This is a genomic window from Massilia paldalensis (genome assembly GCF_044901715.1).
Taxonomy (GTDB): Bacteria; Pseudomonadota; Gammaproteobacteria; order Burkholderiales; family Burkholderiaceae_D; genus Telluria; species Telluria paldalensis.
In genome coordinates this window covers 54,613-77,689 of the sequence record NZ_JBJCIU010000004.1, presented here as the reverse complement: position 1 = coordinate 77,689, position 23,077 = coordinate 54,613, and the positions used below count along the sequence as shown (strand labels likewise).

22 protein-coding genes and 1 other RNA gene are annotated in these 23,077 nt (G+C 65.4%); 10 read left to right on the top strand and 13 right to left on the bottom strand.

All coding sequences use genetic code 11. The annotated features are described in order from the left end of the window. The first annotated feature begins 38 nt into the window (after positions 1–38). Entirely contained in the window at positions 39–830 is a 792-nt protein-coding gene (locus ACI1V7_RS19810; RefSeq protein ID WP_404533500.1) for an AraC family transcriptional regulator, read from the top strand. 268 nt (positions 831–1,098) lie between these two features. Here the strand turns inward: ACI1V7_RS19810 and ACI1V7_RS19805 are convergent, their stop codons facing one another. Then, the gene (locus ACI1V7_RS19805; protein ID WP_404533499.1) at positions 1,099–1,581 is read right to left on the bottom strand and encodes a hypothetical protein; all 483 of its coding nucleotides are present in this window, start codon (positions 1,579–1,581) and stop codon (positions 1,099–1,101) included. Positions 1,582–1,802: 221 nt separating this feature from the next. On the opposite strand from ACI1V7_RS19805, the gene ACI1V7_RS19800 reads away from it, so the two are divergent. Then, entirely contained in the window at positions 1,803–3,404 is a 1,602-nt protein-coding gene (locus ACI1V7_RS19800; RefSeq protein ID WP_404533498.1) for a methyl-accepting chemotaxis protein, read from the top strand. A gap of 120 nt (positions 3,405–3,524) precedes the next feature. On the opposite strand, the gene ACI1V7_RS19795 is transcribed toward ACI1V7_RS19800, so the two are convergent. The 3 genes from ACI1V7_RS19795 to groES all read right to left on the bottom strand — a co-directional run bounded on the left by ACI1V7_RS19795 (position 3,525) and on the right by groES (position 6,770). Beyond that, on the bottom strand, positions 3,525–4,619 hold the full coding sequence (locus ACI1V7_RS19795; RefSeq protein WP_404533497.1) for an NAD(P)-dependent alcohol dehydrogenase: 1,095 nt from the start codon (positions 4,617–4,619) through the stop codon (positions 3,525–3,527). 178 nt (positions 4,620–4,797) lie between these two features. Then, positions 4,798–6,444, bottom strand: coding sequence for a chaperonin GroEL (gene groL, locus ACI1V7_RS19790; protein WP_404533496.1), 1,647 nt, complete (start codon positions 6,442–6,444; stop codon positions 4,798–4,800). 35 nt (positions 6,445–6,479) lie between these two features. Next, entirely contained in the window at positions 6,480–6,770 is a 291-nt protein-coding gene (gene groES, locus ACI1V7_RS19785) for a co-chaperone GroES (protein ID WP_056130611.1), read from the bottom strand. A 310-nt stretch (positions 6,771–7,080) separates the two neighbouring features. On the opposite strand from groES, the gene ACI1V7_RS19780 reads away from it, so the two are divergent. The 5 genes from ACI1V7_RS19780 to ACI1V7_RS19760 all read left to right on the top strand — a co-directional run bounded on the left by ACI1V7_RS19780 (position 7,081) and on the right by ACI1V7_RS19760 (position 9,307). Beyond that, positions 7,081–7,332, top strand: a complete 252-nt coding sequence (locus ACI1V7_RS19780) for a hypothetical protein (protein ID WP_404533495.1) — start codon at positions 7,081–7,083, stop codon at positions 7,330–7,332. Next, entirely contained in the window at positions 7,329–7,640 is a 312-nt protein-coding gene (locus tag ACI1V7_RS19775) for a cell division protein ZapA (protein WP_404533494.1), read from the top strand. Before ACI1V7_RS19780 ends, ACI1V7_RS19775 begins: the two co-directional genes overlap by 4 nt. Positions 7,641–7,717: 77 nt before the next feature. Continuing rightward, a non-coding RNA gene (ssrS, locus tag ACI1V7_RS19770) (6S RNA) lies at positions 7,718–7,897 on the top strand. Between the two features lie 92 nt (positions 7,898–7,989). Continuing rightward, entirely contained in the window at positions 7,990–8,481 is a 492-nt protein-coding gene (locus ACI1V7_RS19765) for an EVE domain-containing protein (RefSeq protein WP_404533493.1), read from the top strand. A gap of 52 nt (positions 8,482–8,533) precedes the next feature. Continuing rightward, complete coding sequence (locus ACI1V7_RS19760; RefSeq protein WP_404534148.1) at positions 8,534–9,307, top strand: sulfite exporter TauE/SafE family protein; 774 nt, start codon at positions 8,534–8,536, stop codon at positions 9,305–9,307. A 78-nt stretch (positions 9,308–9,385) separates the two neighbouring features. Here ACI1V7_RS19760 and lgt read toward each other — a convergent pair whose 3' ends face one another. Both lgt and ACI1V7_RS19750 read right to left on the bottom strand, forming a co-directional pair. Next, entirely contained in the window at positions 9,386–10,198 is an 813-nt protein-coding gene (gene lgt / locus ACI1V7_RS19755) for a prolipoprotein diacylglyceryl transferase (RefSeq protein WP_404533492.1), read from the bottom strand. A 1-nt stretch (position 10,199) separates the two neighbouring features. Beyond that, positions 10,200–11,102: a LysR family transcriptional regulator gene (locus ACI1V7_RS19750; protein WP_404533491.1), complete on the bottom strand. Its 903-nt coding sequence runs from the start codon at positions 11,100–11,102 to the stop codon at positions 10,200–10,202. A 110-nt stretch (positions 11,103–11,212) separates the two neighbouring features. Here ACI1V7_RS19750 and ilvD point away from each other — a divergent pair, with 110 nt between their 5' ends. Next, positions 11,213–13,087: a dihydroxy-acid dehydratase gene (gene ilvD / locus ACI1V7_RS19745; protein WP_404533490.1), complete on the top strand. Its 1,875-nt coding sequence runs from the start codon at positions 11,213–11,215 to the stop codon at positions 13,085–13,087. Between the two features lie 205 nt (positions 13,088–13,292). Here ilvD and ACI1V7_RS19740 read toward each other — a convergent pair whose 3' ends face one another. After that, positions 13,293–13,517 (bottom strand): TIGR04438 family Trp-rich protein, encoded by a 225-nt coding sequence (locus ACI1V7_RS19740; protein WP_404533489.1) that lies wholly within the window; start codon positions 13,515–13,517, stop codon positions 13,293–13,295. A gap of 185 nt (positions 13,518–13,702) precedes the next feature. Between ACI1V7_RS19740 and ACI1V7_RS19735 the strand changes: the two genes are divergently transcribed. Beyond that, the gene (locus ACI1V7_RS19735) at positions 13,703–14,011 is read left to right on the top strand and encodes a c-type cytochrome (RefSeq protein ID WP_290415402.1); all 309 of its coding nucleotides are present in this window, start codon (positions 13,703–13,705) and stop codon (positions 14,009–14,011) included. 130 nt (positions 14,012–14,141) lie between these two features. Here ACI1V7_RS19735 and ACI1V7_RS19730 read toward each other — a convergent pair whose 3' ends face one another. The 6 genes from ACI1V7_RS19730 to folD all read right to left on the bottom strand — a co-directional run bounded on the left by ACI1V7_RS19730 (position 14,142) and on the right by folD (position 20,013). Beyond that, entirely contained in the window at positions 14,142–15,278 is a 1,137-nt protein-coding gene (locus ACI1V7_RS19730; RefSeq protein WP_404533488.1) for a branched-chain amino acid ABC transporter substrate-binding protein, read from the bottom strand. 216 nt (positions 15,279–15,494) lie between these two features. Further along, complete coding sequence (locus ACI1V7_RS19725; RefSeq protein WP_404533487.1) at positions 15,495–15,851, bottom strand: DUF2486 family protein; 357 nt, start codon at positions 15,849–15,851, stop codon at positions 15,495–15,497. Continuing rightward, positions 15,848–16,273, bottom strand: coding sequence for a DNA polymerase III subunit chi (locus ACI1V7_RS19720; RefSeq protein ID WP_404533486.1), 426 nt, complete (start codon positions 16,271–16,273; stop codon positions 15,848–15,850). The genes ACI1V7_RS19725 and ACI1V7_RS19720 overlap by 4 nt, the downstream gene beginning before the upstream one ends. Positions 16,274–16,275: 2 nt before the next feature. After that, entirely contained in the window at positions 16,276–16,944 is a 669-nt protein-coding gene (locus ACI1V7_RS19715) for a DUF4124 domain-containing protein (protein ID WP_404533485.1), read from the bottom strand. Between the two features lie 27 nt (positions 16,945–16,971). Further along, a complete protein-coding gene (locus tag ACI1V7_RS19710; RefSeq protein ID WP_404533484.1) occupies positions 16,972–19,074 on the bottom strand; it encodes a M3 family metallopeptidase in 2,103 nt (700 codons plus the stop codon). An 18-nt stretch (positions 19,075–19,092) separates the two neighbouring features. Continuing rightward, positions 19,093–20,013, bottom strand: a complete 921-nt coding sequence (folD, locus tag ACI1V7_RS19705; protein ID WP_404533483.1) for a bifunctional methylenetetrahydrofolate dehydrogenase/methenyltetrahydrofolate cyclohydrolase FolD — start codon at positions 20,011–20,013, stop codon at positions 19,093–19,095. Positions 20,014–20,379: 366 nt separating this feature from the next. Here folD and aceE point away from each other — a divergent pair, with 366 nt between their 5' ends. After that, a complete protein-coding gene (aceE, locus tag ACI1V7_RS19700) occupies positions 20,380–23,076 on the top strand; it encodes a pyruvate dehydrogenase (acetyl-transferring), homodimeric type (RefSeq protein ID WP_404533482.1) in 2,697 nt (898 codons plus the stop codon). Position 23,077 lies beyond the last annotated feature (1 nt).

The following is a 23,077-nucleotide window of genomic DNA, read 5'->3' as shown; positions in this document are numbered from 1 at the left end:
GGTTGATTCGAACGCCTATTCCAGCTTTCGTCGATAAAGTGACACTGTTACCTACCCCCGGCTACCGCCCCCGCTACGAATCCTTGCCGCGCACCGTCACGGCCGTGCCCTCGGAAGGGGCGTACGGCGAACAGGTGGCCGCCCATAGCCATCCTTGGGTCCAGCTGCTGTACGCCAGCGAGGGTGTGATGCGCGTGCGCACCGAACTGGGGGTGTGGATCATCCCGCCGCGGCGCGCCCTGCTGATCGCACCGGGCGTCGTGCACGAGCTGACGATGCTCAGCCGCGTCAACCAGCGCACGCTGTACATCGGCACCGAGGCGGCCGGCGACCTGGTCGAGGGCTGCAAGGTGCTGGAAGTCAGCCCCCTGCTGCGCGAGCTGATCCTGGCGCTGTCGACGGAGCCGGTCGACTATCCGGAGGACAGCCGCGGCGAGCACCTGGCGCGCCTGATCCTGCTGGAGCTGCGCAGGATGGAGACGGTGCCGATCGCCGTGCCATGGCCGCGCGACCGCCGCCTGCAGGCGCTGTGCACGGACATCATGGACCATCCCGGCAGCCAGCGCACGCTGGAAGACCGCGCCCTGGACGCCGGCGCCAGCGCGCGCACGCTGATCCGCCTGTTCCCGAAGGAGACGGGCCTGCACTACCGCCAGTGGGTACAGCAGGTGCACCTGGCGCACGCATTCGCGATGCTGGCGCGCGGGGAGGGCGTGGGCACGATCGCGCGGACGCTCGGCTATGCGAGTCCCAGTGCGTTCACGAGCATGTTCCGGCGCTTGCTGGGCAGGACGCCGCAGCATTACTTGGCCGAGTGGCGCGGGGTGTGATGATGGATCGTTCGGTGGGCATGGGATGCCCACCCTACGAAACATGGTCGGTCTGAACGTAGGGTGGGCACCCCGTGCCCACCATGCACGACGCGAACGCTGAAGAATGAATGAGAGGGGGGCGCCGCCGACCGGGGGAGGAGTAGCGCCCGCGCCGATGCCGCACATGGCGGACGCCAGCGATGACGCTGCACGGCCAGCGGCAACGTCAACGTTAGCCGGATGAGTCAGGTTTCTTTTTGCGGTGCGTCAAAACGTTACCGAATTTTCAATTCGTCTTCAGTTCGACATTGCGGATATTGCGCCGCCATTCCGACAGCGACTGCACGCTGTCGTCGTCCAGGTCCTCGACCAGGATCTCGTCACCCTGTTTCGCCACCAGGAAGCTGGCGCGGCGGTGCACATCGCGCTTGCGGTTTTCCACGAAGCTGAGCTGGTAATACGGCTTGCCGTCGATGACGCGCGGCGTCGGATCGTCCTCGACGACGGCGCCGTGCGCCGCGCCATGCGACTTCGTTTCGATCTGTTCCGACCAGGCCTTGATCTCGGGGAGCGCGAGCAACTGGTCCATCGCCTGTTCACGCGTGCGCTGCTGTACGGCCGGGGCCGGGGCCGGCGCCTTGTCGGCGGCGGGCGCCGGAGTTGGTTGCTCGGCGCGCTTGCAGCCGGCGGCCCCGCAGGCGACCAAGAGTGCCAGCAGGACGGAGGAGCAATGCGAACGCAGGGAGGGCGGAACGGTACGAGATGTCATCCGAGCATACTAAACCACGGCCCGACCCGAGGGCAATATTGTTTGGAACATCATAAAAAGTTCTCCATAAGCAACAGGTTTGATAGCTTCCTAACTTATTTTGTGACTATCTGTGAGTTTTGCCTTACGGCAATATCATCGAATCGCTATAGTAGCGGGGTCGAAAACGTTGATGCGCTGCATCATTTGCTGTTGGAAGGTAAATACACATGAATAGTTTGATGAATCTGAAGATCGGCACCCGTCTCGTCCTCGGCTTTGCCATCGTCCTGGGCCTGTCGATCCTGAGTACCGTCGTGGGTATCGTAAAACTGAATGCCGTCGCCAATGCGGCGCAGGAAATGCTGAACGAGCCGATCCGGAAAGAACGGCTGGCCAGCGACTGGAGCAAGAACACGAACCTGTCCGTGACCCGCACCTCGGCCATCATTAAAAGCAGCGACCCGGCGCTGGTCCAGTTCTTCGCCAAGAGCACCCAGGAAACCAACCGCACCACGGCCGCCTACCTGAAGGAACTCGAGCCCCTGCTGACCAGCGCAGCGGAAAAGGACGCTTATGCGCGTGCCACCGGCGTGCGCGACGCCTACCAGAGCAGCCGCAACGAAGCGCTGAAGCTGAAGGCGGAAGGCCGCATCGAGGAGTCGAGCGCGGTGCTGGAGAAGTCCTATCTGCCGGCGGCCGAGGTGTACCAGACCGCGATCACGGAGCTGCTCAAGCTGCAGCGCACGCGCCTGGACAGCCTGAAGGTGCGCATCGACGACCTGCGCGACAGCTCGCGCAACCTGGTCGTGCTGCTGGCCGCGCTGAGCGTGGCGCTGAGCGCCATCTGCGCGTGGTGGCTGACGCTGAGCATCGTGCGTCCGGTGAAGGACGCCGTCGACGTGGCCCAGCGCGTGGCCGCGGGCGACCTGACCGCCGAACCGCACGTGCATGGCCGCGACGAGATCGGCCAGCTGCAGGCCGCCCTGCAGCACATGAACGGCCAGCTGCTGCGCATCGTACGCGACATCCGCGGCGGTTCCGATGCGATCGCGACGGCATCGTCGGAAATCGCGGCGGGCAACCAGGATCTCTCCAGCCGCACCGAGCAGCAAGCCGGCTCGCTGGAAGAGACGGCATCGTCGATGGAAGAACTGACCTCGACCGTCACGCAGAACGCGGACAACGCCCGTCAGGCGACGATGCTGGCGCAGACGGCCAGCAGCGTGGCGGGCCGCGGCGGCGAGGTCGTGGCCCAGGTGGTGCGCACCATGGCCTCGATCGACGAATCGTCGAAGAAGATCGCCGACATCATCGGCACCATCGACGGCATCGCGTTCCAGACCAATATCCTGGCGCTGAACGCGGCAGTCGAGGCGGCAAGGGCGGGCGAGCAGGGGCGCGGCTTCGCCGTCGTCGCCAGCGAGGTGCGCAACCTGGCGCACCGCTCGGCGGCAGCGGCCAAGGAAATCAAGGAGCTGATCGGCGACTCGGTGGAGAAGGTGGAAAGCGGCACGAAGCTCGTCAACCAGGCAGGCACCACGATGGAAGACATCGTGGGCAGCGTGCAGCGCGTGACCGACATCATCGGCGAGATCGCCTCGGCGACGGACGAGCAGCGCGCGGGCATCGGCCAGATCAACCAGGCGGTCGCGCAGATGGACCAGGTGACGCAGCAGAACGCCTCGCTGGTCGAGGAAGCGGCGGCGGCGTCGGAAGCGATGCAGCAGCAGGCGCAGGAGCTGGCGCGGGTGGTCAGCGTCTTCAAGATCGACGGCACGGACCGGGCACCGGCGGCTGCGCGCCGCGCGCCGGCGGGTTCGCTGGTGCCGCGACTCGCGTAACTGCGTCGTCCCTGCGCAGGCCGGAACCCACTTCTGCCGGCGCAGCCGCTGCGCTTGCAAGATCGGGTCCCGCCTTCGCGACAGCCTCCTTCGCGGGGACGACGTGGTGAGCGTAGCGAGTTACTCCGCCATCTCCTCCTTCAACGACGCCATGTCGATCACATAGCGGAAGCGCACGTCCCCGCCTTCGACCTTCTTGTACGCGTCGTTGATGTCCTGGATGCGGATCATCTCGATCTCCGGGCCGATGTCGTGCTGCGCGCAGAAGTCCAGCACTTCCTGGGTCTCGGCGATGTTCCCGATCAGCGAGCCGGCCACGCTGCGGCGCATGAAGGCGACCTGCATATTGTTGACCGGCGCGAGCGGCTCCAGCGCGCCGACCACGCACAGCGTGGCGTCGCGTTTGAGCAGCTGGACGAACGGGTTCAGGTCGTGCTTTTCCGGCACCGTGGACAGCATGAAGTCGAAGCTGGATGCCAGCTTTTCCAGCGCATCCTTGTCGCTTTCGAGCACCGCGTCGACGCCCAGCTTGCGGGCTTCCTCGATCTTGTCGCGGGTGGAGGTAAACAGCGTCACCTCGGCGCCCATGGCCTTGGCCAGCTTGGCCGCCATGTGGCCCAGGCCGCCCATGCCGATGACGCCGACCTTGTCGCCGGCCTGGACGTTCCAGTGCTTGAGCGGCGAGTACGTGGTCACGCCCGCGCACAGGATCGGCGCCGCCACCTCGGGTTTCAGCCCGGCCGGGATCTTCAGCACGAAGTCTTCCTTCACCACCAGCAGGTTCGAATAGCCGCCGAAGGTATTGTCGACGCCGTAGATGTTCTCGCCGCCCGCCTTGCTGGCCGGCTGCATCGGGCCGTTGTAGGTGGCGAGCCAGCTGTTCGGGCTCTCGCAGTAGTTCTGGTCGCCATCGCGGCAGGACGCGCACTTGCCGCAGCTGTCGATCATGCAACCGACGCCGACCATGTCCCCCACCGCGTGCCTGGTCACGGCCGGCCCCACCTTCGTCACGCGGCCGACGACCTCGTGCCCCGGCACGCAGGGATAGACGGTGTTCGACCATTCGTTCTTGACCTGGTGGATGTCCGAGTGGCAGACGCCGCAGAACAGGACTTCGATCTCGACTTCGTGCGCCTTGGCGGCGGCACGTTCGAATTCGTATTTCTTCAGGCGGCTGAACGAGTGTTTCGCCGCGTAACCGGTGACCTTGAGCATGCTTCCTCCCGTGTGAAATGACTTTGCACCTTAGGGGAGGGAATACCTGGCGTCTGTTAGGCCGCGCGCTTAGATTCGTCAATTCCTGAGGCAAACAAAAAGCCCGCAGGGCGCGAACCCTGCGGGCTTTCGTGGAAAGCGGCGCCGACCAGAAGACCGGCGCTGGCCCGTCCGGCTATTACATCATGCCGTCCATGCCCATGCCGCCCATGCCACCCATGCCGCCCATGCCGCCGGCAGCCGGCTTGTCTTCGACGATCTCGGAGACCATGCAGTCGGTGGTCAGCATCAGGCCGGCGATCGACGCTGCGTTCTGCAGTGCCGAGCGGGTGACCTTGGCCGGATCCAGCACGCCCATTTCGACCATGTCGCCATAGGTGCCGTTCGAGGCGTTGTAGCCATGGTTGCCCGAGCCTGCCAGGACGGCGGCGACGACGACCGACGGCTCTTCGCCGGCGTTCTGGACGATCATGCGCAGCGGCTCTTCCATGGCGCGCAGGACGATCTTGATGCCGGCTTCCTGGTCCGGATTGTCGCCCTTGACGTTCAGGGCAGCGCGAGCGCGCAGCAGGGCCACGCCGCCGCCCGGCACGATGCCTTCTTCGACGGCAGCGCGGGTTGCGTGCAGCGCGTCTTCCACGCGTGCTTTCTTCTCTTTCATCTCGACTTCGGTGGCGGCACCGACGCGGATCACGGCAACGCCGCCGGCCAGCTTGGCCACGCGCTCTTGCAGTTTTTCGCGGTCGTAGTCCGAGGTCGCTTCTTCGATCTGGATGCGGATCTGCTTGACGCGAGCCTCGATGGCGTCAGCCTGGCCGGCGCCGTCGATGATGATGGTGTTTTCCTTGCCGACTTCGATGCGCTTGGCCTGGCCCAGTTCTGCCAGGGTGACTTTTTCCAGGGTCAGGCCGACTTCTTCGGCGATGACCTGGCCACCGGTCAGGATGGCGATATCTTCCAGCATGGCCTTGCGACGGTCGCCGAAGCCCGGGGCTTTCACGGCAACGGTCTTCAGGATGCCGCGGATGTTGTTGACGACCAGGGTCGCCAGCGCTTCGCCTTCGATGTCTTCGGCGATGATGACCAGCGGACGGCCAGCCTTCGCCACTTGCTCCAGCACCGGCAGCAGGTCACGGATGTTGGCGATCTTCTTGTCGCACAGCAGGATGAACGGGTTCTCGTGGACGGCGACCTGCTTGTCCGGGTTGTTGATGAAGTACGGCGACAGGTAGCCGCGGTCGAACTGCATACCCTCGACGATATCCAGCTCGTCGTTCAGCGACTTGCCGTCTTCGACGGTGATGACGCCTTCCTTGCCCACTTTTTCCATCGCTTCGGCGATGCGCTCGCCAACGGACGAATCCGAGTTGGCCGAGATGGTGCCGACCTGGGCGATCTCTTTCGAGGTGGTGGTCGGCTTGGCGATCTTCTTCAGTTCCTCGACGGTCGCGGCGACGGCCTTGTCGATGCCGCGCTTCAGGTCCATCGGGTTCATGCCGGCGGCAACGAACTTCATGCCTTCGCGCACGATGGCTTGTGCCAGCACGGTCGCGGTGGTGGTGCCGTCACCGGCGTTGTCGCTGGTCTTCGAAGCGACTTCCTTGACCATCTGGGCGCCCATGTTCATGAGCTTGTCTTTCAGTTCGATTTCTTTCGCGACCGAGACACCGTCCTTGGTGACGGTCGGGGCGCCGAACGAGCGCTCCAGCACGACGTTGCGGCCTTTCGGGCCCAGGGTGACCTTGACTGCGTTGGCCAGGACGTTGACGCCTTCGACCATCTTGGCGCGCGCTACGTCGCCGAACACTACATCTTTAGCTGCCATTCTTGTTCTCCAGTGTGGAATTTATTCGGTGGGAATTACTGGGCCACGACGGCCATGATGTCTTCTTCGCGCATCACCAGCAGTTCCTCGCCGTTGACCTTGACGGCCTGGCCCGAGTACTTGCCGAACAGGACGCGGTCGCCGACCTTGACTTCCAGCGGACGCACGTTGCCGTTTTCCTGGACTTTGCCATTGCCCACGGCCAGGACTTCACCCTGGTCCGGTTTCTCGGCCGCCGCATCGGGGATGATCAGGCCGGATGCAGTCTTGGTTTCCTGGTCGAGACGCTTCACGATCACGCGATCGTGCAAGGGGCGAAGGTTCATGCAAAACTCCTTTGTGTTGGTTTGACTTGGCTGTACATACCGCAATCATGCTGTGCATCGGTTGCGGCTAGTAGAGGTTGTTAGCACTCTACACTAACGAGTGCTAATTATAGGGACGATAAATTGGCATTTCAAGCTACAGTGTTCGTCTTTTAACGGACTTTTTTGAGGTCCGACAAGCCTGTAACGGCGCTGTCACAATGCGCAAGCCTGGGGAAAATTCACGAGAGCCTATCACTCCTTCCCTGAATCCTGCGCACGCGAGCGCGCGCCTGTTGACGAAAAATTCGACTCAGTCCTATAGTGTCGGATGATTTCCGAATTCCAAGAACTCTCAGAGAAAATCGAGAAGCTCGCCGAGCTGACCCAATCGCTGCGCAGCGAGAACTACCTGTTGCGCCAGGCGAATGCATTGCTGGCAGCCGAAAACGTCGATTTCAAGAACCGCCTGTTGGTTGCACAGCACCGCCTCGAAACGTTGCTGCTCCAGCTGGATCCGCCCACGCCTGTCGAGCCTGCGGCCGACACGGGCCCCACCGACGATGCGGAGGCAGCACGATGATCCACCTGGACGTCACCATCATGGGCCATTCCTACCGGCTGGCCTGCCGCGACGGCGAGCAAAAGACGCTGCGCGAAGCCGTGAGCTACCTCGACGGCAAGATGTGCGCGCTGCGCGATTCCGGCAAGGTGAAGGGCACCGACCGCATCGCCGTCATGGCCGCGCTGTCCGTGGCCGCCGAGTTCCTGTCGGTAAAGTCGCCGCAAGGGCCGCTGTCGGACCTGTCGATCCTGGAAGTCCGGCAGAAACTGGAAGCGATGCACCAGGTGCTGGATGCCGCGCTGTCGCCGCAGGAAAGTCTTCTCTGAGCCCCTGTCGAAAAACAGGCTGGGGGCGTCCTCGACGTAAAAACGTTTGACATGCCGATCCAGCGTAGTAAACTGGCGCCTCCCTGCGGTGTTCGAGATTTGCCATATATTCCTTGAACCATTCTTACGCATAGGTTGTGGAACATGCCTGGTGGGCGCGATCGTCACTAGCTGACGAACCCGAAATCGAGCTGACTGCGACCACCTTGAGCCTTTTGGTTCGGGATGCCGGCAAAAACGGCACAGGCGGGGCTATATTCCGAAGCGGTTGCTGCATGAAAGTGCGCAACCGCTTTTTCATGCGCGCTCGCCGGACGATGCGCGTCCCGATATTCGTGCGAGTGGAACGATGCGCTACTGGTTGATGAAGTCCGAGCCGGACGAAGTGAGTTTCGACGACGTGCTGGCCGCACCCGGCCGTACGGTCGCCTGGTTCGGCGTGCGCAACTACCAGGCGCGCAATTTCATGCGCGACGGGATGCAGGTCGGCGACGGCGTGCTGTTCTACCACTCGAGCTGCGCCGTGCCCGGCGTGGCCGGCATCGCGCGCGTGGCCAGCACGCCGTATCCGGATGCGTCGCAGTTCGACGCGGACGGCAAGTACTTCGATCCCAAGGCCACGCCGGAACAGCCGCGCTGGATCTCGGTCGACGTGCAGGCCGTGGCCGCCGGCCGCTACCTGCCGCTGACCGACCTGCGCACCGTGTCCGAGCTGGAAGACATGGTGCTGCTGCAGAAGGGCAGCCGGCTGTCGATCTCGCCCGTCACTCCGGGGCAGTGGCAGCGCATCCTGGAACTGACGGGCGTGCCGGCGACGGCGTTCGCGTCCGCGCAGGCCTGAGGACGGCCGCGTGTTCGGCCTCGACCCGGGCCTCGTGCCCATCCTGCTGGCGATGGGCTGCTTCGGCGGCTTTGCGGCGGGCCTGCTGGGCATCGGCGGCGGCATGGTGCTGGTGCCGTTCATGACCATGATCTTCTCGGCCAAGGGCTTTGCGCCCCACCTCGTCGTGCACATGGCGATCGCGACCTCGCTGGCCACCATCCTGTTCACTTCCCTTTCCTCGATGCGCGCCCATCACCGCCACGGCGCCGTGCTATGGCGCGTGGCCGGCATGCTGGCGCCGGGCATCGTGGTCGGGTCCTTCATCGGCCCGTGGATCGGCAAGCAGATGGACACGTCCGCGCTGGCCCTGTTCTTCGGCGTGTTCGTCGCCTTCTCGGCCACGCAGATGCTGTTCAACCGCAAGCCCGAGGGCACGCGGCCGCTGCCCGGCACGCCGGGCATGCTGGCGGCGGGCGGCCTGGTCGGTGTGCTGTCCGGGCTGGTGGGGGCGGGTGGCGGCTTCGTGTCGATCCCGTTCATGACCTGGCGCGGCATCCGCATCCACAATGCGGTGGCGACCAGCGCGGCGCTGGGCTTTCCCATCGCGCTGTCGGGCACGATCGCGAACATCGTCTATGGCTGGGGAGAGGCGGGCTTGCCGCCCGGCTCCCTGGGCTTCGTGTGGGTGCCGGCGCTGCTGATCGTGGTGGCCGCCAGCATGGCGGTGGCGCCGCTGGGGGCGAAGCTGGCGCACCGCTTGCCGGTGCTGAAATTGAAGCGGATCTTCGCCTGCATCCTGTACGCGCTGGCGGCGTACATGCTGTGGAAAGCCTACGCCGGTTGATGTGGCGCCATGGTGGGCATGTGATGCCCATCCTGCCGGAATGTCATCGTAGGGTGGGCACCACGTGCCCACCATGCATCACGCGGGCACGGCCCGCTTGTTCCCGCCCGAATACGCCCAACCGAGCATGATGAGGCCCGCCACGATCATCGGCAGCGACAGCACCTGGCCCGACGTGATCGGCATGCCCAGCACATGGGTTTCCCAATCCGGCACGCGGAAATATTCGGTGAAGAAACGTGCGCAGCCGTACAGCAGCGTGTACAGGGCGCCGACGGCCAGGCGCGGTCGCGGCTTGCGGGCGAACAGCCAGACGATGACGAAGCACAGCAGGCCGTCCACCAGCATCTGGTAGATCGGCGACGGATGGCGCGGGCCCTCGACGCCCGGCCACAGCATGGCCCAGGGCAGGCTCGGGTCGGCCAGGCGGCCCGGCAGTTCGGCGTTGATGAAGTTGCCCAGGCGTCCGCAGGCATAGCCCAGCGGCACCATCGGGGCGATGAAGTCGTACACGTCGAGCAGGTTGCGGCCGCGCTTGCGCGCCCATAGCGCCATGGCGATCAGCACGCCGATGAAGCCGCCGTGGTAGGACATGCCGCCATGCCAGGTCATGAAGATCTCGGCCGGATGCGAGAAGTAGTATTCCGGCTTGTAGAACAGCACCTCGCCCAGGCGCCCGCCGATCACCACGCCCAGCATCCCGTAGAACAGCATGTCGTCGAGGTCCTCGTTCTTCCAGCCCTGGGCCTGCACGTGGGGCTGGGTCTTGATGCGCACGCGGCCCAGGATGACGAACAGGGCGAAGGCGACGACATACATGATCCCGTACCAGTGGATGTCCACGGGGCCGATGCTGAAGGCAATCGGGTTCGGTTGCGGGTGAACGAGCATATTAAAGATCCCTAAGTAGTTCCAGAAAGCCCTTCAGCACCGGGGACGGATTGTCGCGCCGCCAGGCAATGCCGGTCTCGACCAGCGGGGTCGGGTCGGCGAGGGCACGGTATTCTACGCCCGGTCGCATCAGGTTGGAGACGGATTGTGGCACAAGTGCCAAGCCCATGCCCGCCGACACGAGGCTGACGATGGTCTGCATCTGGATCGCCAGCTGGCCGATCGCCGGCACGACCCCGGCCGCGCGGAAGCACGACAGGATGGCATCGTACAGCGCCGGCGAGACCTCGCGCGGGAACACGATCAAGGGCAGTTCGGGAACCTCCGACAGGCGCACGGGCTCGCCGTCCGGCGGCAGCGCCAGCCCGCTGGGGGCGCACAGGATCAGCGGCTCTTCCAGCACCTTCATGTAGTCGAGCTCGGCTTGCGCCTTGTCCGGCAGCGGCGGGATCAGGAAGCCGGCATCCATGCCGCCGCCGCGCAGCAACTCCTCGACCTGCACGTCGGACGTGGCCTCCTGCAGCGTCAGCTGCACGGCCGGATGGCGCTCGCTGTAGCGGCGCAGCAGGGGCGGCAGCACGCTGTAGTCGGCCGAGGTGATGAAGGCGAGGGCCAGGCGCCCCGCCTCGCCGCCGGCCGCGCGCCGCGCCAGCTCGGGCAGGGCGCCCGCTCCGGCCAACAGGCGCCGCGCCTCGGGCAACAGGGCGGTGCCGGCCGCCGTCAGCGCCACGCTGCGGCGGTTGCGCAGGAACAGCGGCGTGCCCAGCAGGTCCTCGAAGGCGGCGATCGCCTGCGACAGCGGCGGTTGCGTCATGTGCAGGCGCGCGGCGGCACGGCCGAAGTGCAGCTCTTCGGCGACGGCGATGAAATAGCGCAGCTGGCGCAGTTCGATGGACGTGCTCATACGCTGATATTCTAAACGTATCACAGAGCACTGAATCATATATTGGACAACTCATGCCGTGGCGGGCACCCTGATGCTCCCCACATTTGCAGCAGATTCAGGAGACGACCATGCCGACCTACCGTTCCCGCACCACCACCCAGGGCCGCAACATGGCTGGCGCCCGCGCCCTGTGGCGCGCCACGGGCATGAAGGATGGCGACTTCGAGAAGCCGATCGTCGCCGTCGTCAACTCCTTCACGCAGTTCGTCCCCGGCCACGTGCACCTGAAGGACCTGGGCCAGCTGGTCGCGCGCGAGATCGAGGCGGCCGGCGGCGTGGCCAAGGAATTCAACACCATCGCCGTCGACGACGGCATCGCCATGGGCCACGGCGGCATGCTGTACTCGCTGCCCTCGCGCGACCTGATCGCCGACTCGGTCGAGTACATGGTGAACGCCCACTGCGCCGATGCGATGGTCTGCATCTCGAACTGCGACAAGATCACCCCGGGCATGCTGATGGCGGCGATGCGCCTGAACATCCCCGTCGTGTTCGTGTCCGGCGGCCCGATGGAAGCGGGCAAGGTGCTCAAGGTCGTCGACAACAAGCAGAAGATCATCAAGCTGGACCTGGTCGACGCCATGATCCAGGCCGGCGACGCGCGCATTTCCGACGCCGACGTGGCCGAGGTCGAGCGCTCCGCCTGTCCCACCTGCGGTTCCTGCTCGGGCATGTTCACGGCCAATTCGATGAACTGCCTGACGGAAGCGCTGGGCCTCTCTCTGCCGGGCAACGGCACCATCGTCGCCACCCATGCCGACCGCAAGGAACTGTTCCTGCGCGCAGGCCGCCTGATCGTCGACATCGCCAAGCGCCACTACGAGCAGGACGATTATTCGGTCCTGCCGCGCTCGATCGCCTCCAAGGCGGCGTTCGAGAACGCGATGGCGCTGGACGTGTCGATGGGCGGCTCCACCAACACCGTGCTGCACCTGCTGGCCGCCGCCCACGAAGCGGGCGTGGCCTTCACGATGGCCGACATCGACCGCATCTCGCGCAAGGTCCCCTGCCTGTGCAAGGTCGCGCCGATGACGGACAAGTACCACATCGAGGACGTGCACCGCGCCGGCGGCATCGTTTCCATCCTCGGCGAGCTGGCCAGGGCCGGCCTGCTGGACACGTCGCTGCCGACCGTGCACAGCCCCACCATCGCCGACGCCATCGCGAAATACGATATCCGCGTCAGCGACGACCAGGCCGTGCACCAGCTGTTCCGCGCGGCGCCGGGCGGCGTGCCGACGCAGGTCGCGTTCTCGCAGTCCGAGCGCTACGACGCCAACGACATCGATCGCACGGCCGGCTGCATCCGCGACCGCGCGCACGCCTACTCGCAGGACGGCGGCCTGGCGGTCCTGTACGGCAACATCGCGGAAAAGGGCTGCATCGTGAAGACGGCGGGCGTGGACGAGAGCATCCTGAAATTCTCGGGCCGCGCACGCGTGTTCGAGAGCCAGGACGCGGCCGTCGAGGGCATCCTGGGCAGCGACGGAAAAAGCAGCGTGCAAGCAGGCGATGTCATCATCATCCGCTACGAAGGACCGAAGGGCGGGCCGGGCATGCAGGAGATGCTGTACCCGACCTCGTACATCAAGTCCAAGGGCCTGGGCAAGGCCTGCGCGCTGTTCACGGACGGCCGCTTCTCGGGCGGCTCGTCGGGGCTGGTGATCGGCCACGCCTCGCCGGAAGCGGCGGAGGGCGGCGCCATCGGCCTGGTGGAAGAGGGCGACCTGATCGACATCGACATCCCGGCGCGCACGATCAACCTGCGCGTCAGCACCGAGGAGCTGGCGCACCGCCGCGCCGCGATGGAAGCGCGCGGCGACAAGGCCTGGCAGCCGGTCGACCGCGAGCGCTACGTCTCGCAAGCCTTGCAGGCCTACGCGGCGCTGACGACGTCGGCGGACCGCGGCGCGGTGCGCGACCTGTCGCAGCTGAAGCGCTGAAACAATTCGGGGTCAGAGCACATTTTCCGAAGAATTCGGGGTCAGAGCACATTTACGAACAATGGATTAACTGCAAAATTCGGGTGCGGGCCCCCTGTGCGAAGCGATCCATCGCAGGGAGCTGTAACTGGCTTATGCCGGGATCAATTGTTCAAAAAAGTGCTCTGACCCCGAATTTCGGCCGAAATGTGCTCTGACCCCGAATTTATTTGCGCTTGTCGAAGCGCTGCTTGACCCTTTCTTCGCGCCGTTTGCGGTCCACGTCGTGTGCTTTGCGCTTGTCCAGTCCCAGCAGGCCTTCGATAAATTCGAACCAGACGAAGGCCACTACCATCAGCCCGATGATCCACCACCACGACAGCTGGGCGAAGCGCCAGACTTCGAAGAAGCGCAGGGCGGCGAGGACGGCGATGAGGATGATCAGCGGCATGGTGGAATTCCTTTCGGCGGCCATCTTAGCGCCAAGGGCCGGGTCTCGATAGTGCCGGCGTGCAACAGGTTCGTAATCCTCCGTCTATGGAAAGCTGTATCAGTCGTTACCGAATATGTCGGCGTCACCGCGCCGGCGGAAAAACGCTAGAATCGCAGTCGTAAATGCTTTCACTGGAGAAAACTATGAAACGGTCCCTCATGTTGTTCGTCGCAGCTTCCGCCCTGCTGTCGGGCAGCGCCTTCGCGCAAGCCGACCTGGCCAAGGCCAAGAATTGCATGGCTTGCCACGCGGTCGCCAACAAGCTGGTGGGTCCTGCCTACAAGGACGTCGCGGCGAAGTACGCTGGCCAGAAGGGTGCCGAGGACAAGCTGGTGCAGAAGGTCATCAAGGGCGGTTCCGGCGTATGGGGCCCGGTGCCGATGCCGGCCAACCCGCAGGTGAGCGAGGCGGAAGCGCGCAGCCTGGTGAAGTGGGTGCTGGCGCAGAAATGAACGAGGCCGCGTAACGCGCGGCCCCCAGACCGTCGTCCCTGCGCAGGCAGGGACCCAAGTTCTGCCGGCGTCATCGCTGCGCTGACAACATTGGGTCCCTGCCTGCGCAGGGACGACGCGTTTTTTTGGGCTAGCGAATCACGTCCAGCCTGGTCCGCTGCCCACCCTTGTACGTGAACAACGTCAGCGCCCCATCCTTGATGTCGCCGTACTGGTCGAACTGGACGGTGCCCGTCACACCTTCGTACTTGATCGCCTTCAGCGCCGGCAGATACTTGGCCGGATCAGCCGACTTGGCGTTCTGCATGGCGGTTGCCATCATCATCACCGAATCGTAGACGTAGGGCGCGTACAGCTGCACGTCCTGGTTGAACTTCTTCTTGTAGCGGGCGCGGAAGTCGTCCATCGCCTTTTCCTGCGGACCCTTCACGCCGCCCGCCTCCGCGCAATAGACCTTGCCGTCGACCAGGCCGTCGCCGGCCAGGCGCGCCAGCGCGTTGGTGCACATGCCGTCGCCGCCCATGAAGTAGGCGTTGATGCCCAGCGCCTTGAGCTGCTTGAGCATCGGGCCGGCCACCGAGTCCATGCCGCCGAAGAAGATCAGGTCCGGCTTCTTGGCCTTGATCGACGTGAGGATGGCCGTGTAGTCGGTGGCGGTGGCGCTGGTGAACTCGCGGCCCACGACCTTCACGCCGGGCTTCTTCGTGCCCTTCACGAATTCGTCGGCCACGCCCTGGCCGTAGGTGCTGCGGTCGTCGATGACGGCAATGTTCTTGACCTTCAGCGTCTCGATCGCGTACTTGCTCAAGGTGCTGCCCAGCTTGGCGTCGCTGGCGACCGTGCGGAAGGCGCCCGGAAAGCCCTGGCGCGTGTAGCGGGGCGCCGTCGTGGCCGGCGAGATCTGCACGATGCCGGCATCGTTGTAGATCTTCGATGCGGGGATCGAGGTGCCGGAATTCAGGTGGCCGATCACGCCGTTGACGTGGGCGTCGACCAGTTTCTGCGCCACCGCCGTGCCCTGCTTGGGATCGGCGCCGTCGTCCTCGGCGACCAGTTGCAGCGTGACCTTCTGGCCGTTGATGGCATAGCCCTTGGCGCCGAGTTCGTCGATCGCCATGCGGGCGGCATTTTCCATGTCCTTGCCGAGGTGCGCGCTGGGGCCCGAGATCGGCGCCACGTGGCCGATCTTGACGACCTGCTGCGCGGACGCCGTTGCGGCGCAGGCCAGGGCGGCGGCGAAGGGAATGAGCTTGATGGTCGACTGCATGAAATCTCTCCGGAAGATGAGGGGCAGGACAGGGCAATGTATTTGCGCAAGGCAAAGTTACAGCAATTTGCCGGCCCGGCAAAGCATTCTGGATGGAAAAAATGCAGGCAGCGTGGACATGCGCGCATGGGGTGCGGCAGCGCCCGTCGATGGGTCGGCCGCCGCCCCGGAATGGGGACTCGTGGGGCTCAACAATACGACGTCAGGAACGCGAAGTCAGGAGCGTGACTTCAGGTGCGACAGTTCCTGCGCGACGGCGCGCTCGACCACCTGCTCGACGGTCTGCCGCAGTCCTTCGTGCAGCTCCAGCGCGAGGCGCGCGACGACGTGGTCGAGCACGGGCGCCATGCTGGTGCGGACCTGGTCTTCCAGGACCAGCTCGATGCGGTCCTGGAGGCGGTCGAGCACGCGCGCGACCAGGCGTTCCTCGAGCGCGCGCCAGGCGTCGTCGTCGAGTTCCGCCGTTGCCGGCGCTTCCACCGCGGGCGCGACCGGGGCAGGCGCGGACGCGGGAGCAGGCGCGGTCTCCTGCACCACCTCGGTCAGTACGGGGATGCTTTCGTCGTCGTTCATGATTGCCCCGCCACGAAGTGGGTCAGCGGATACTGCTGGCGCTTGTAGGCGACGTAGCGCGAGCGCCCGGCGGCGGCGTCTTCCTCGTCGGTCGAGATGATCTCGAACACGCGCGCGAAGCTGTCGAAGCCGGCCGGGGTGCGGCGCGTCAGGTTGACCAGCATGTCGCGGTGCGGCAGCTCGGCCCCTTCGTCGAAGGTGACGATCACCGGCGTTTCGGGCGCCAGCGGGTCGCCCGCCATCACGTGCGGGATGAAGTCGGTGCCGGACAGCGTCCACAGGGCCTCGTTCAGTTGCGCGGCCTGGTCCGGGCCGTCGGCCAGCAGCACGACCTTGCCGCGCGCCGCATAGGCCTTGCGCGCCAGGCGGCAGGCGTAGCTCAGCTTGTCGGGGATATTGGTATGGAAGTCGATGCGGGTCATGGTCAGAACTGGAAGTCGGGTGGCGTGGCGTCGTCGCGCGGCCTTGCCGGTGGATGCGCATCGGGCTCGGGCTCGGGCTGCCGCGCTGCGGCCTCGGAGGCAGTGGGCGGCGCGTCGGAGGACACGACGGGTGCGGCCGGCTGCGGCGGCGCCTGGCGGTAGCCCGGCGGCAGCAGCGAGGCCGTGGGGTAGGCGGCCGCCGTCAGTGCCTCGTCCCAGGCGGCGGCCTGGAAACCGGCGATCTTCTGGCGGCCCACGAGCAGCAGCGGCACTTCGCTCTTGCCGCTCAGGCGGCGCAGCACCTGTTCGTCGGCGTGGGTGCCGACGGTGCGTTCGGTAAACGGGATGCCGCGTGCGCGCAGCAAGGCGCGGCCCTGGTCGCAGGCGTCGCAGCGGCCGCTCGTGTAGAGCACGACGGGAAAGTCCTGGACGGCGCGCGCCAGCGCGTAGGGCAGGGCGGATGCGGCGGCCGGCTGGCTGCCCGCGCGCAGCGCGCGTGCCCGTGCGCCGGCCGGCGGGGCGTCGCCGTAATGGGTGACGCCTTGCGCATCCTTCCAGGTATAGACCTGGGCGGCGGCGGGGACGGAGACGACGACGCAGGCGCACGGCAGCGCAAGCGCCGCCGCCAGCGAGCGGCGCCGGCCGCCATGCCGTCCGTGTGCCTGCCTCATCGCGCCTCCATCACGCCGCCACGTGCTTCAGGCGTGCTGCTGTTGCATGCCGCTGTGGCGCAGCAGCGCGTCGATCTGCGGTTCGCGGCCGCGGAAGGCCTTGAACGACTCGAGCGCCGGGCGCGAACCGCCCACCGACAGGATCTCGCGGTGGAAGCGCTTGCCCGTTTCGTCGAGCAGCGAACCGCCGCCCGCCTCGACGGCTTCCTCGAACGCGGCATAGGCGTCGGCCGACAGCACTTCCGCCCACTTGTAGCTGTAGTAGCCCGCCGCGTAGCCGCCCGCGAAGATGTGGCCGAACGAGTGCTGGAAGCGGTTGAACGAGGGCGGCACCAGCACGGCGAACTTGCTGCGCACGTCGTTCACCAGGTCCTGCACGGTCTTCTGGCTGTTCGGGTCGAAGTCGTAGTGCAGGTGCATGTCGATCAACGAGAACTCGACCTGGCGCAGCGTCTGCATGCCGGACTGGAAGTTCTTCGCCGCCAGCATCTTGTCGTACAGGGCGCGCGGCAGCGGCTCGCCCGTCTTGACGTGCGCCGTCATGCCCTGCAGGACGTCCCACTCCCAGCAGAAGTTTTCCATGAACTGCGACGGCAGCTCGACGGCATCCCATTCCACGCCCGAGATGCCGGACACGGACAGCTCGTCCACTTCCGTCAGCATGTGGTGCAGGCCGTGGCCGAATTCGTGGAACAGCGTCGTCACTTCATCGTGCGTGAACAGCGAGGGCTGCAGCTTGCCGTCGGCGTCCGTCGCCGGCGGCGTGAAGTTGCAGGTCAGGTAGGCGATCGGCGTCTGCACGATGCCGCCCGTGGTGAGCCTGCGGCCGCGCGCGTCGTCCATCCAGGCGCCCTGGCCCTTGCCCGGACGGGCGTACAGGTCCAGGTAGAATTGCCCGATCAGTTGACCGTTCTTCTCGATGCGGAAGAAGCGCACGTCCGGATGCCAGACGGGCGCATCGTCCGCGGCGATCGTCACGCCGAACAGCGTCGAGATCACGCCGAACAGGCCGGCCACGACCTTGTGCTCGGGGAAGTACTCCTTCACTTCCTGGGCCGAGAACGCATAGCGCTGCTCGCGCAGCTTTTCCGATGCGTAGGCGACGTCCCAGGCCTGCATCTCGTCCAGCCCCAGCTCGTCCCTGGCGAAGGCGCGCAGTTCGGCCAGGTCCTTCTCGGCATACGGACGGGCGCGGCGGGCCAGGTCTTCCAGGAACTCGATCACGTGTTCCGGGCTCTCGGCCATCTTCGGCTCCAGCGACACGTGGGCGAAGCTCTGGAAGTCCAGCAGCTTGGCTTCCTCGTCGCGCAGCTTCAGGAGCTGGGCGATGTTCAAGGTGTTGTCCCATTTCTCGACTTCCGAGAACACGGTGCCCATCTCGGAGGCCTTGGTCGCGTTGGCGCGGTAGATCTTCTCGCGCAGGGCGCGGTTGTCGGCGAACTGCAGCACGGGGAAGTAGGACGGGAAGTGCAGCGAGAACTGCCAGCCCTGCTTTCCATCGCGTTCGGCGGCAGCGCGCGCAGCCTGCTTCGCGTCATCCGGCAGGCCGGCCAGCTCGGCCTCGTCCTCGACCAGCAGCTTGAAATCGTTGGTGGCGTCCAGCACGTTCTCGGAGAAGCGGGTCGACAGGGCGGCCTGCTGTTCCTGGATCTCGGCGAAGCGCTCCTTCTGCGTTTCCGGCAGTTCGGCGCCGCCCAGGCGGAAGTCGCGCAGGGCGTTCTCGACGATGCGCTTGCGCGCCGCCGACAGGTTCACGAAGTCCGGGTTGGCGCGCAGCTGCTTGTACTTGGCGAACAGCGCCTCGTTCTGGCCCAGCTCCGTCCAGAACTCGGTCACCTTCGGCTGGTTTTCGTTGTAGGTGGCACGCAGTTCCGGCGTGTCCATCACGTGGTTCAGGTGGTTGACCACGCCCCAGGCACGGCCCAGGCGTTCGGTCGCTTCCTCCAGCGGCACGACGAAGTTGTCCCAGCTGACATCGGTGCCGGAAACGGGCGCTTCCAGCTCCTGCACCACCTTGCGAGCATCCGCGATCAGCTGTTCGATCGCCGGCGTGACGTGCTCGGGGCGGATCGCGTCGAATCGGGGCAGGCCCGAGAAATCGAGAAGGGGATTGCTGGGTTCGATGCTCATGGTGTTCCTTTCAAAAGTTCATGCAATGCCCGGCTGCGGAACCATGCCCGCGCCCGGGGCAGTTTTTTCCTGGCTGGCGTCTTGACCCTTGGCAAGACGGCGCTCCGCCGACTCGAGGGTATTCATCAACAGCATGGTAATCGTCATCGGGCCCACGCCGCCCGGCACCGGGGTAATGTGCGCGGCCACTTCCTTGACGCTGTCGAAGTCGACGTCGCCGCACAGCTTGCCCTCGTCGTTGCGGTTGATGCCCACGTCGATCACGATGGCGCCCGGCTTGACCATGTCGCCGGTCAGCGTGTTGCGGCGGCCGACGGCGGCCACGACGATGTCGGCCTGGCGCGTGTGGTAGCCCAGGTCCGGGGTCCCGCTATGGCATATGGTCACGGTGGCGTTCTGTTGCAAGAGCAGCAGTGCCATCGGCTTGCCGACGGTATTGCTGCGGCCGATCACGACGGCATGCTTGCCGCGCAGGTCGACGCCGGTGGTCTCGATCAGCTTCATGCAGCCGTACGGCGTGCACGGGCGGAAGCCCGGCAGGTTGGCGACCAGCTCGCCGGCCGACAGCACGGAATAGCCGTCCACGTCCTTGCTGGTGGCGATCGCCTCGATGACCTTGGACGAATCGATGTGCTTGGGCAGCGGCATCTGCACGAGGATGCCGTGGATGGCCGGGTCCGCGTTCAGCGCGGCGATGCGGTCGAGCAGGGCCGCTTCGGAGAAGTCGGCTTCGTATTTCTCCAGCACGGAGTGGAAGCCGACGTCGCCGCAGGCCTTGACCTTGTTGCGCACGTAGACGTGGCTGGCCGGATCGTCGCCGACGATGATGACCGCCAGGCCGGGCTGCATGCCGCGCTCGGTGAGGGCGGCGGCGCGGGCGGCGATGTCGGTGCGCAGTTGTTGGGAAAGTTTGACTCCGTCGATCAGTTGGGCGGTCATGGCGGGAACTCGTTGGCTGGACAAAGACGCGATTATAAGCGCGTGCAGCAGTAGCGGCCGGAAACGCGCGCCGCCCGCGCCCGTTCGACTGCATATTGATGCCCGCGCCGGACGCGCCGGACCGTTTCGGAGGTATCCGGGAGGGCTGAAAATGTGCGGTTGCAGCATTTTGCGGAATGTGCAAACGCAGCATTCATGCGGCTTGGCTAGGGTTTTCCCGCATTATGAAATTGAATATCGTATTTTGAAAAACCGCTGATCCACTGGTAAAATCGTCAGGCTTTATTTTAGGGATAGTCTTTTCCCCACCATGCGTCCGGAGCTGGTTCGGAATCGAGTGGGGCACCAACTCAAGGAGACGTAGCAATGTCAGCTCAACTCGACCAGTTGACGGCCCAAGCCGCCAACGACCCGGATTCGCTCGAGACCAAGGAATGGCTCGACGCGCTCGAGGCAGTCATCGAATTCGAAGGCACCGATCGCGCCCACTACCTGCTGGAGCGACTGGTCGACCTGGCCCGCCGCCGCGGCGCCCACGTCCCGTTCTCGAGCAACACCGCCTACGTGAACACCATCCCGGCGCACCTGGAAGAACACTGCCCGGGCAACCTCGAATACGAAGAGCGCCTGCGCTCGTGGATGCGCTGGAACGCGATGGCGATGGTGGTCAAGGCCAACCGCGCCGACGGCGACCTGGGCGGCCACATCTCGTCCTTCGCCTCGCTGGCGAACATGCTGGGCATCGGCTTCAACCACTTCTGGCAAGCCCCGAGCGAGAACCACGGCGGCGACCTGCTGTACATCCAGGGCCACTCCTCACCGGGCATCTACGCGCGCGCCTTCCTCGAAGGCCGCATCTCCGAAGAGCAGCTGCTGAACTTCCGCCGCGAAGTCGACGGCAAGGGCCTGTCTTCGTACCCGCACCCGAAACTGATGCCGGACTTCTGGCAGTTCCCGACCGTCTCGATGGGCCTGGGCCCCCTGATGGCGATCTACCAGGCGCGCTTCCTGAAGTACCTTCACGCCCGCGGCATCGCCGACACCGAAGCGCGCAAGGTCTGGGTCTTCTGCGGCGACGGCGAGATGGACGAGCCGGAATCGATGGGCGCGATCGGCATGGCCGCGCGCGAGAAGCTCGACAACCTGGTCATGGTCGTCAACTGCAACCTGCAGCGCCTGGACGGTCCGGTGCGCGGCAACGGCAAGATCATCCAGGAACTGGAAGCCGATTTCCGCGGCGCCGGCTGGAACGTCATCAAGGTCGTGTGGGGCTCGCAATGGGACGCCCTGCTGGCCAAGGACAAGGACGGCATCCTGCAGCGCGTGATGATGGAAACCGTCGACGGCGAATACCAGAACTACAAGGCCAAGGACGGCGCCTACGTGCGCAAGCACTTCTTCGGCAAGCACCCGGAGCTGCTGAAGATGGTCGCCAACATGAGCGACGACGACATCTGGCGCCTGACCCGCGGCGGCCACGACCCGCACAAGATCTACGCCGCCTTCAAGCGCGCGCAGGAAAACAAGGGCACCCCGACCGTGCTGCTGGTGAAGACCGTCAAGGGCTTCGGCATGGGCAAGTCGGGCGAGGCGCGCAATACCGCGCACCAGACCAAGAAGCTGGACGACGAGGCCATCCGCGAGATGCGCGACCGCTTCGCCATCCCCATCCCGGACGATAAGCTGGCCGACATCCCGTTCTTCAAGCCGTCCGACGACGCGCCTGAAATGAAGTACCTGCACGAGCGCCGCAAGGCCCTCGGCGGCTACCTGCCGCAGCGCCGCGAGCAGGCCGACGAAAAGCTGACCGTGCCGGCCCTGGAGACCTTCAAGGCCGTCCTCGACCCGACCGCCGCCGGCCGCGAGATCTCGACCACGCAAGCCTACGTGCGCGTGATCACCGCGCTGCTGAAGGACCAGAGCCTGGGCCAGCGCATCGTCCCGATCCTGGTCGACGAATCGCGTACCTTCGGCATGGAAGGCCTGTTCCGCCAGATCGGCATCTTCAGCCAGCAGGGCCAGCTGTACGAACCGGTCGACAAGGACCAGGTCATGTACTACCGCGAGGACAAGGCCGGCCAGATCCTCCAGGAAGGCATCAACGAAGCGGGCGGCATGAGCTCGTGGATCGCCGCGGCGACGTCGTACTCGACGAACAACCGCGTGATGATCCCGTTCTACACCTTCTACTCGATGTTCGGCATGCAGCGCGTCGGTGACCTGGTCTGGCTGGCCGGCGACATCCGCGCCCGCGGCTTCCTGATGGGCGGCACCGCCGGCCGCACCACGCTGAACGGCGAAGGCCTGCAGCACGAGGACGGCCACAGCCACATCATCGCGGCCACGGTCCCGAACTGCATTCCGTACGACCCGACCTACGCGCACGAAGTCGCCGTGATCATCCAGGATGGCCTGCACCGCATGGTGGAGAAGCAGGAAGATGTGTTCTACTACATCACCATCATGAACGAGAACTACGAGCAGCCGGGCCTGAAGGAAGGCCAGCAGGAAGGCATCCTGAAGGGCATGTACCTGCTGCAGGAAGGCGACAAGTCGGCCGCCAACCGCGTCCAGCTGATGGGCTCCGGCACCATCCTGCGCGAGTCCGTGTTCGCCGCCGAGCTGCTGCAGAAGGACTGGGGCGTCGCCGCCGACGTGTGGTCGTGCCCGTCGCTGACGCTGCTGGCCCGCGATGGCCAGGACGTCGACCGCTGGAACCTGGTGCACCCGACCGAGGAAGCGCGCCTGCCGTACGTGACCCAGCTGCTGAAGGACACGAGCGGCCCGATCGTCGCGACGACCGACTACATGCGCCTGTTCGCCGAGCAGATCCGCGCCTACATCCCGAGCGGCCGCACCTACAAGGTGCTGGGCACCGACGGCTTCGGCCGTTCGGATTCCCGCGCCAAGCTGCGCGAATTCTTCGAGGTGAACCGTTACTACATCACGGTCGCCGCGCTGAAGTCGCTGGCCGAGGAAGGCAAGATCCCGGCATCGAAGGTCGCGGAGGCGATCGCCAAGTACGGCATCGATCCGAACAAGCCGAACCCGGTGACCCAGTAAT

Coding starts and splice junctions, on each gene's coding strand:
- ACI1V7_RS19775 (WP_404533494.1), top strand. CDS start 7,329: ATGATCCACCTGGACGTCACCATCATGGGCCATTCCTACCGGCTGGCC.
- aceE (WP_404533482.1), top strand. CDS start 20,380: ATGTCAGCTCAACTCGACCAGTTGACGGCCCAAGCCGCCAACGACCCG.
- ACI1V7_RS19765 (WP_404533493.1), top strand. CDS start 7,990: ATGCGCTACTGGTTGATGAAGTCCGAGCCGGACGAAGTGAGTTTCGAC.
- groES (WP_056130611.1), bottom strand. CDS start 6,770: ATGAACCTTCGCCCCTTGCACGATCGCGTGATCGTGAAGCGTCTCGAC.
- ACI1V7_RS19710 (WP_404533484.1), bottom strand. CDS start 19,074: ATGAGCATCGAACCCAGCAATCCCCTTCTCGATTTCTCGGGCCTGCCC.
- folD (WP_404533483.1), bottom strand. CDS start 20,013: ATGACCGCCCAACTGATCGACGGAGTCAAACTTTCCCAACAACTGCGC.
- ACI1V7_RS19760 (WP_404534148.1), top strand. CDS start 8,534: ATGGGCTGCTTCGGCGGCTTTGCGGCGGGCCTGCTGGGCATCGGCGGC.
- ACI1V7_RS19800 (WP_404533498.1), top strand. CDS start 1,803: ATGAATCTGAAGATCGGCACCCGTCTCGTCCTCGGCTTTGCCATCGTC.
- ACI1V7_RS19735 (WP_290415402.1), top strand. CDS start 13,703: ATGAAACGGTCCCTCATGTTGTTCGTCGCAGCTTCCGCCCTGCTGTCG.
- ACI1V7_RS19720 (WP_404533486.1), bottom strand. CDS start 16,273: ATGACCCGCATCGACTTCCATACCAATATCCCCGACAAGCTGAGCTAC.
- ACI1V7_RS19730 (WP_404533488.1), bottom strand. CDS start 15,278: ATGCAGTCGACCATCAAGCTCATTCCCTTCGCCGCCGCCCTGGCCTGC.
- groL (WP_404533496.1), bottom strand. CDS start 6,444: ATGGCAGCTAAAGATGTAGTGTTCGGCGACGTAGCGCGCGCCAAGATG.
- ACI1V7_RS19725 (WP_404533487.1), bottom strand. CDS start 15,851: ATGAACGACGACGAAAGCATCCCCGTACTGACCGAGGTGGTGCAGGAG.
- ACI1V7_RS19795 (WP_404533497.1), bottom strand. CDS start 4,619: ATGCTCAAGGTCACCGGTTACGCGGCGAAACACTCGTTCAGCCGCCTG.
- ACI1V7_RS19780 (WP_404533495.1), top strand. CDS start 7,081: ATGATTTCCGAATTCCAAGAACTCTCAGAGAAAATCGAGAAGCTCGCC.
- ACI1V7_RS19805 (WP_404533499.1), bottom strand. CDS start 1,581: ATGACATCTCGTACCGTTCCGCCCTCCCTGCGTTCGCATTGCTCCTCC.
- ACI1V7_RS19740 (WP_404533489.1), bottom strand. CDS start 13,517: ATGCCGCTGATCATCCTCATCGCCGTCCTCGCCGCCCTGCGCTTCTTC.
- lgt (WP_404533492.1), bottom strand. CDS start 10,198: ATGCTCGTTCACCCGCAACCGAACCCGATTGCCTTCAGCATCGGCCCC.
- ACI1V7_RS19715 (WP_404533485.1), bottom strand. CDS start 16,944: ATGAGGCAGGCACACGGACGGCATGGCGGCCGGCGCCGCTCGCTGGCG.
- ilvD (WP_404533490.1), top strand. CDS start 11,213: ATGCCGACCTACCGTTCCCGCACCACCACCCAGGGCCGCAACATGGCT.
- ACI1V7_RS19750 (WP_404533491.1), bottom strand. CDS start 11,102: ATGAGCACGTCCATCGAACTGCGCCAGCTGCGCTATTTCATCGCCGTC.